Source organism: Variovorax sp. 10N432 (assembly GCF_056394465.1).
This window is the reverse complement of sequence record NZ_JBFTHX010000026.1, coordinates 90472-97899: the sequence shown is the minus strand read 5'-3', so window position 1 is coordinate 97899 and position 7428 is coordinate 90472. Positions and strand designations below refer to the sequence as shown.

The window sequence follows — 7428 nt, the reverse complement described above, 5'->3', positions numbered from 1 at the left end:
TGATGGTGCACTGGATGTTGGTGGCGTCCGACGAGGCGACGGCCGGCTCGGTCATCAGGAAGCCCGAGCGGATCTCGCCGGCGAGCAGCGGCTCGAGCCACTGGTCCTTCTGCGCCTCGGTGCCGTAGCGTTCGATGGTTTCCATGTTGCCGGTGTCGGGCGCCGAGCAGTTGAACACCTCGCCCGACCACGAGACACGCCCCATGACCTCGCACAGCGGCGCGTAGTCGAGGTTCGAGATGCCCGGCACGCCGCGGTGCTCGTGCGGCAGGAACATGTTCCAGAGTCCGGCGGCGCGGGCCAGCGGCTTGAGTTCCTCGATCAGCGGCGAGACCTGCCATGCATTGCCCTGGCGGCGAAACGAATCCATCTCCTCGTGATAGCGCGCTTCGTTGGGATAGATGTGCTGGTCGAAGAATTGCCGCAGGCGCTGCAGCAGATCGCGGGTCTTCGGGGAGGGTTCGGCAAACATGGTGTGTCCTTCGGTCTTGTGGGTGGCGTCCGGTCCTGGCGCTCGGTGTCCGCGATTAGAACGCGGCCGGCGCCAGGACGCGGTCACGCGTGCGACGCCAAGGACTAGACCCCGGCGACCGGATCCGCCGCGGCGAATCGTGGTTCGGCCTCCGCATCGGCCTTCGCCGGCCCGAAGCTGAAGCTGGCGTACCCGTCATGCGCCGCCGCCGCCGTGTACTGCCGGTAGGCATGGAAGCCCCCTGTGAAAAGCGTCAAACCCTGCGGCTTGTCCTTCACGTTGGCGCCGACCCACCAGGTCTTGGCCTTGTTGATCAGCGAGCGCCTGGCCAGGTTGCGCACGACGCCCATCCAGTCCTCTTCGGCCTTGGGGGTGGGCTCGATCGTCTTCAGGCCGCTCTTGTGCATGTGCGTGATGGCCCCGGCGATCCAGTCCACGTCGTGCTCGCTGATGCGGATGATGTTGGCGAGCGCCGCCGGACCGTTGGGGCCGGTGGTCATGAAGAGGTTCGGGAAGCCTTCCATCATCAGCCCCAGGTACGAGCGCGCGCCCTCCTTCCACTTGTCGTTGACCGTCCGCCCGTCGCGCCCGGTCACTTCGAAGGCCATCATGGCGCCGGTGAGCCCGTCGTAGCCGGTGGCGAGGATGAGCATGTCGAGTTCGACCTCGCCCGACTCGGTGCGCACGCCCTTCTCGGTGACCTCGACGATCGGATCGGCGAGGCAATCCTTCAGGTGCACGTTCGGCAGGTTGTAGGTCTCGTAGTAGCTGGAGTCCAGGCAAGGCCGGCGGGCGAAGATCGGATAGCCCTTGGGCTTGAGCTTCTCGGCGACCACCGGATCCTTGACGATCTCGGGGATCCGGTTGCGCACGAACTCGGCCACCTGCTCGTTCGCCTCCTCGTTGAGCATCAGGTCCGAGAAGGTGCCGAGCATGGCCAGCCCGCCCTGCTTCCAGGCGTCTTCCAGCAAGGCCTGGCGCTGGGCCCGGGTGACGCTGAAAAAGGCCCGCGTCGACTGCGGCCGCGTGCCGCCGACGGCGCTGTTGCGCGCCGCCTCGCGGATCCCCGGGTAGTGCCGCTTGACCTCGGCCACGTACTCGGCGTCGAGCTCGACATTGCGCATCGGCATGGTGAAGCTCGGCGTGCGCTGGAAGACGAAGAGTTCGCCGGCCTGCGGGCCGATCTCCTGCACGATCTGGATGCCGGTCGACCCGGTACCGATGACGCCGACGCGCTGGCCCTCGTAGCTGACCGGTTCGTGCGGCCACCGGGCGGCATGCAGCAGGCGGCCCTTGAAGCGTTTCACGCCGGGGATGTCCGGCTCCTTCGGGACCGACAGCGGGCCGGTCGCCATGACGCAATACGGCGCCTCCCAGGTCTCGCCGCGGTCGGTCTTGAGCACCCAAAGCCCGCGCGCCGCGTCCCAGTTGGCACGGTTGACCCGCGTGTCGAACTGGAAGTGCGGGCGCAGGCTGAGCTTGCTGGCGACGAAGTCGATGTAGCGCAGCAGCTCGGGCTGGGCCGCGAACTGCTCCGACCAGGTCCATTCCTGCTCGATCTCGGGCGAGAACGAATAGCTGTAGTCGATGCTGGGCAGGTCGACCCGCGCGCCCGGATAACGGTTCCAGTACCAGACACCGCCCAGGTCGCCCCCGGCCTCGAAGGCCTGCAGGCGGAGGCCCATCTCGCGAAAGCGGTAGACGGCGTACATGCCTCCGAAGCCGCCGCCGACCACCAGGACGTCGACGCGTCGGGTGCCGGGGCCGTTCTGAGCGGGGGCGGTGTTGAGGTTGTTCGAGGTGTCGGCGTTCATGCGCATCTCCATGGGGGTTCTGGTCAACAAATCGGGGCCGCACCAGGGCGGGTTCGCAGGGTCATGCGGCGAGCACCCCGCCGTCCACCGGCAGGGTGACGCCCGTGATGTAGCTGGCCATCGACGACGCCAGGAACAGCGCCGGCTCGGCGATCTCTTCGGGCCGGCCGACGCGGCCCAGCGGCGTGCGGCGCAGGAAGCCCTGCAGCCGCTGCGGATCGGCGCGGGTGGCATCGGTCATGGCCGTCTCGATCACGCCGGGTGCGATCGCATTGACGCGGATGCCGTCCGGCGCGAGGTCGACCGCCATCGACTGGGTCAGCATCTTCACCGCGCCCTTGGAGCCCGAATAGCCGATGCAGCCGGCCTGCGCGATGAAGGCCGCGCCCGAGGCGATGTTGATGACGCAGCCCCGCGTCCGACGCAGCGCGGGCAGGAAGGCGTGCAGCACGTTGAAGCCGCCCATCACGTTGACATCGAACACGCGGCGGATCTTGCGATGCGCGTCCGGCGCGTCGATGCCTTCGCGCAGCAGGATGCCGGCGTTGTTGACCAGCACGTCCAGCAGGCCGATCTCGCGGCCGACCCGTTCGGCCAGCTCGGCGCAGGCCGGCACGTCGGTGATGTCGAGCGCGAAGGCCCGGGCGCTGCCGCCGGCCTCGGCGATCTCGCGCACAGCGGCCTCGCAATCCTCGGCGCGCAGGTCGGCCAGCACCACGCGGGCCCCGGCGCGCGCATAGCGCACGGCGATGGCGCGGCCGATACCGCCGGCGGCGCCGGTCACCAGGGCGAGCCGGCCCTGCAGCAAGAGGGGGTCGGGACGCTCAGTCATGGACAGCTCCGGCACGCGGGGTCCGGGGAGGCACAGCGGCCGCCTCGGGGGTCTGGCCGAGTCGCGCGCGGCGGGCCAGGAAGGCATTGATCTCGCCCACGATGCCACGGCGGAAGAGCATGACCACCAGCACGAAGACGGTGCCCTGGACGATCATCACCGCCTCGGCGAAGGCGGACAGCTGGTTGGCCATGGTCACGACCACCATCGCGCCCACCACCGGGCCGAGCATGGTCTGCAGGCCGCCGACGATGCCCATCAGCAGGGCCTCGCCCGAGGTGACCCAGCTCACGTCGGTGAGCGTGGCGATCTGGAACACGATGCTCTTCATGCCGCCGGCCAGTCCGGCCAGCGCGGCCGAGAGCGTAAAGGCCAGCAGCTTGTAGCGGTTGACCCGGTAGCCCAGCGAGATGGCCCGCGGCTCGTTGTCGCGGATGGCGGTCAGCACCTGCCCGAAAGGCGAATGCACCACGCGCCAGATCAGCCAGAAGGCGGCCACCACCGCGACCATGACCACGTAGTAGAGCGTGAGGTTGTCCTGCAGGCTCAGCAGGCCGAGCAGCTTGCCGCGCGGCACGTTCTGGATGCCGTCCTCGCCGCCCGTGAAGGGCGAGCGCAGCGCGATGAAATAGACCAGTTGGGCGCAGGCCAGGGTGATCATCGAGAAGGCGATGCCCGCGCGCCGGATCGCCAGCACGCCGGTGGTGGCGCCGATCGCCGCCGCCACGGCCGCACCGAAGAGCACGCCGAGCGCCGGGTCGAAGCCCCAGACCTTGACGGCATGCGCCGTCGCGTAGCCGGCCGAGCCGAAGAACATGGCATGCCCGAAGGACAGCAGCCCGACATAGCCGACCATCAGGTTCAGCGAGGCCGCGAGCAGCGCGAAGCACATCAGCTTCATCAGGAAGATGGGGTAGGCCACGAACGGCGCGGCGAGCAGTGCCAGCGCGCCGGCGGCCAGCAAAACCGTGCGGTGGCGCTCGAAGAATGTGGAGGTAGCGGTCATGTTGTCTCCTTCGAGCGGTTTCAGCGCAGGCTGCCGAACAGGCCCTGCGGACGCACGGCCAGCACGATCAGCATGACCACGAACACCACCATGCCGGCGCCGTCCGGATACACCAGCTTGGTGATGCCTTCGAGCACGCCCAGGCCGAAGCCGGCCACGATCGCGCCCACGATCGAGCCCATGCCGCCGATCACGACGACCGCGAAGACCACGATGATCAGTTGGGAGCCCATCAGCGGATTGACCTGGTAGATCGGCGCCGCCATCACGCCGCTGAAGCCGGCCAGCGCCACGCCCAGGCCGTAGGTCAGCATCAGCATGCGCGGCACGCGCACGCCGAAGGTCCGCACCAGGTTCGGGTTCTCGGTGGCGGCGCGCAGGTAGGAGCCCAGCTTGGTCCGCTCGATCACGAACCAGGTCAGGATGCACATCCCCATCGAGGCGGCGATCACCCACAGCCGATACCAGGGGAAGAAGGCCATCGGCGTGTCCAGCCCGCCCGCGATCGGGTTCGGATAGGGCTGGCCGGTGGCGCCGAACTTGTAGCGGAACACGCCCTCCAGGATCAGCGCGAAGCCGAAGGTCAGCAGCAGCGCGTAGACATGGTCGATGTGATAGAGCCGGCGCAGCAGGGTGCGCTCGAGCGCGACGCCACTCAGGCCGACCAGCAGCGGCGCCAGCACCAGCGCCCACCAGTAGTTCAGGCCCAGGTACTCCAGCAGGCCCCAGGCGACGAAGGCGCCGAGCATGTACTGCGCGCCGTGGGCGAAATTCACCACGCGCAGCAGCCCGAAGATGATCGCCAGGCCCAGGCTCATCAACGCATAGAGCGAGCCGTTGATCATGCCCACCAGCACCTGGCCCGCGATGGCGGCCAGTGGGAATCCAAACAAGGTGTCCGGCATAGGGTGTCTCTTTGTTTTCTTGTCTCGCGTCAGACGCCCAGCAGCGCCTCGATGCGGGCGTGGTCGGTGGCCAGGGTCTGGCGGTCGAAGTGCTCGGCGACCCTGCCCTCCTCGATCACGTAGAAGCGGTCGCCGACACCCGAGGCGAAGCGGAAGTTCTGCTCCACCATCAGGATCGTGAAGCCGCGCTGGCGCAGGATGCCGATGGCCTCGCCGATCTTCTCGATGATCACCGGCGCCAGGCCTTCAGTGGGTTCGTCCAGCAGCAGCAGCTTGGCGCCGGTGCGCAGGATGCGGGCGATCGCCAGCATCTGCTGTTCGCCGCCCGAGAGCCGCGTGCCGGGGCTCTTGCGGCGCAGCTTGAGGTTGGGAAACAGCGTGTAGATCTCTTCGAGCGTCATGCCGCCGGGCATCAGCACTGGCGGCAGCAGCAGGTTCTCTTCCACGTCCAGGCTGGCGAAGATGCCGCGCTCCTCGGGACAGTAGGCAACGCCCAGGCGGGCGATGTCCTCGGGCGCCATGCCCTGGGTGGGGCGGCCGTCGATCGCGATGTGGCCCCGACGCTTCGCGAGCAGGCCCACCACCGCGCGCAGCGTGGTGGTCTTGCCGGCGCCGTTGCGCCCGAGCAGGCACACGGCCTCCCCCGGCTGCACCACGAAGTCGATGCCGTGCAGCGCCTGCGTCTCGCCGTAGAAGCCGGTGAGGCCGCGTACCTCCAGGCAGGGCACGTTCTGTTCAGGCATGGGCGCCTCCCACGTAGGCTTCGCGCACGCGCGCATCGTTCGAGACTTCGTCGTAGCTGCCCTCGGCCAGCACCTCGCCGGCCTGCAGCACGGTGATGCGATCGCACAGCTCGGCCACGACCTTCATGTTGTGTTCCACCATCAGCACCGTGCGGTCCCGGGCCACCTGCGCGATCAGGCGCGTCACCGGCCCGATGTCCTCGTGGCCCAGTCCGGCGATCGGCTCGTCGAGCAGAATCAGCTCGGGCTCCAGCGCCAAGGTGGTCGCCAGCTCGAGCGCGCGCTTGCGGCCATACGACAGGTCGGCGGCGCAAAGGTCGGCGTAGGGCTCGAGGTTGACCGCGGCCAGCAGTTCGCGCGCGCGCCCGGTGTGGCGCTCCAGCACCCGCGCGCTGCGCCAGAAGGCGAATGTGCCGCCGGCCTTGCGCTGCAGCGCCACGCGCACGTTGTCCAGCACGCTCATCTGGCCGAAAACCGCCGAGATCTGGAACGAACGCACCATGCCGCCGATCGCCACGCTGGCCGGGTCGCTCTTCGTGATGTCGCGCCCGTTGTAGTAGATGCGTCCGGCACTGGCCGGGATGAAGGTGGTCAGCAGGTTGAAGCAGGTGGTCTTGCCGGCGCCGTTGGGGCCGATCAGGGCATGGATCGTGTGGCGCCGGATGTTCAGCGACACGTTCTTCACGGCATGGAAGCCGAGAAACTCCTTGCTGAGCCCTTCGGTGCGAAGGATGCAGTCGGTGGCGTGTGCCGGGTTCGTCACGCCAGACTCCGGTCGTCGAACAGCACCTCCGGCAGGCCGCGCACGCCCAGGCCGTGGAAGGCGAACAGCGCGCCCGCATCCGGATGGTCGCTGCGCAGCAGGTTGCCGGTGTTGCGGATGCTGGTGAGGTACAGCACATCCAGGTCCGGCCCGCCGAAGCAGGGGCAGGTCGGGAACGGCGTCGGCACGTCGAGCAGCGTCAGCAGCTGGCCGTCGGGCTGGAAGCGGCCGAGCTTGCCGCACTGGACCAGCGCAATCCACAGGCAGCCCTCGGCATCCACCGTGGCGCCGTCGGGCGCCGACCCGTGCGCCTGGGTGCTGAAGAGCGTGCGGCGCGGTCCGACCGCCCCGGTGTCCGGGTCGTAGTCGACCACGCTGACATTGCCGCTCAGGCTGTCGGCGTGATAGAGCCGGCGGCCGTCGGGACTGAAGCAGGTGGCATTGGCCAGCGCGATGCCGTCGAAGAGCGGCGTCACGCTGCCGTCGGTCTCCAGCCGGTAGTAGCCACCATCGGTGTCGTGCCGGCCCATCACCATCGAGCCGGCGACGAAGCGGCCCTGCCGGTCGGTGCGGCCGTCGTTCATGCGCATGGCCGGGCCCTTGTGCCGTACCTCCGCCAGCCGGCGCACGGCGCCCGTCGACAGGTCCATCAGGTGGAAGCCGTCCTCGAGCGCCAGCACCAGCCGGCCGCTGCACGTGAGCGCGATCGAGCCGACGTCGCTCGGCGTGCGCCACTCGCTGTACCGGCCTTGCGACATGCGCCGCACCAGCCTGGCCTTGGAATCGACCCAGTACAGCGACTGGTCGCGCGCATCCCACAGCGGGCATTCGCCCAGCCGGTCGCGCGTGTCGCCGATGATCTCTTGTCGTACGCTCATGTGGCCCCCTGCCCG

Annotated in this window: 8 protein-coding genes; all 8 read right to left on the bottom strand. The window is 68.7% G+C overall.

Translation table 11 applies throughout. From position 1 onward, the window contains the following. Window positions 1-472 (bottom strand): acyl-CoA dehydrogenase family protein (locus AC1DF3_RS25830; protein WP_478141295.1); only part of this gene is annotated, 472 nt, incomplete at its 3' end. A gap of 104 nt (window positions 473-576) precedes the next feature. Further along, window positions 577-2286 (bottom strand): flavin-containing monooxygenase, encoded by a 1710-nt coding sequence (locus AC1DF3_RS25825; protein WP_478141294.1) that lies wholly within the window; start codon window positions 2284-2286, stop codon window positions 577-579. A gap of 61 nt (window positions 2287-2347) precedes the next feature. After that, on the bottom strand, window positions 2348-3118 hold the full coding sequence (locus tag AC1DF3_RS25820) for an SDR family NAD(P)-dependent oxidoreductase (RefSeq protein WP_286538126.1): 771 nt from the start codon (window positions 3116-3118) through the stop codon (window positions 2348-2350). Beyond that, window positions 3111-4124, bottom strand: a complete 1014-nt coding sequence (locus AC1DF3_RS25815; protein WP_478141293.1) for a branched-chain amino acid ABC transporter permease — start codon at window positions 4122-4124, stop codon at window positions 3111-3113. The genes AC1DF3_RS25820 and AC1DF3_RS25815 overlap by 8 nt, the downstream gene beginning before the upstream one ends. 20 nt (window positions 4125-4144) lie before the next feature. Further along, on the bottom strand, window positions 4145-5029 hold the full coding sequence (locus AC1DF3_RS25810) for a branched-chain amino acid ABC transporter permease (RefSeq protein WP_478141292.1): 885 nt from the start codon (window positions 5027-5029) through the stop codon (window positions 4145-4147). 29 nt (window positions 5030-5058) lie between these two features. Then, a complete protein-coding gene (locus AC1DF3_RS25805) occupies window positions 5059-5772 on the bottom strand; it encodes an ABC transporter ATP-binding protein (RefSeq protein WP_286538121.1) in 714 nt (237 codons plus the stop codon). Continuing rightward, window positions 5765-6535, bottom strand: coding sequence for an ABC transporter ATP-binding protein (locus tag AC1DF3_RS25800; RefSeq protein ID WP_286538119.1), 771 nt, complete (start codon window positions 6533-6535; stop codon window positions 5765-5767). Before AC1DF3_RS25800 ends, AC1DF3_RS25805 begins: the two co-directional genes overlap by 8 nt. Further along, entirely contained in the window at window positions 6532-7413 is an 882-nt protein-coding gene (locus tag AC1DF3_RS25795; RefSeq protein ID WP_478141291.1) for an SMP-30/gluconolactonase/LRE family protein, read from the bottom strand. Before AC1DF3_RS25795 ends, AC1DF3_RS25800 begins: the two co-directional genes overlap by 4 nt. Window positions 7414-7428 lie beyond the last annotated feature (15 nt).

What these genes read in the sequence shown, in the direction of transcription:
- AC1DF3_RS25825 (WP_478141294.1), bottom strand. Translation starts at nt 2,286, where the DNA reads ATGAACGCCGACACCTCGAACAACCTCAACACCGCCCCCGCTCAGAAC.
- AC1DF3_RS25820 (WP_286538126.1), bottom strand. Translation starts at nt 3,118, where the DNA reads ATGACTGAGCGTCCCGACCCCCTCTTGCTGCAGGGCCGGCTCGCCCTG.
- AC1DF3_RS25815 (WP_478141293.1), bottom strand. Translation starts at nt 4,124, where the DNA reads ATGACCGCTACCTCCACATTCTTCGAGCGCCACCGCACGGTTTTGCTG.
- AC1DF3_RS25810 (WP_478141292.1), bottom strand. Translation starts at nt 5,029, where the DNA reads ATGCCGGACACCTTGTTTGGATTCCCACTGGCCGCCATCGCGGGCCAG.
- AC1DF3_RS25805 (WP_286538121.1), bottom strand. Translation starts at nt 5,772, where the DNA reads ATGCCTGAACAGAACGTGCCCTGCCTGGAGGTACGCGGCCTCACCGGC.
- AC1DF3_RS25795 (WP_478141291.1), bottom strand. Translation starts at nt 7,413, where the DNA reads ATGAGCGTACGACAAGAGATCATCGGCGACACGCGCGACCGGCTGGGC.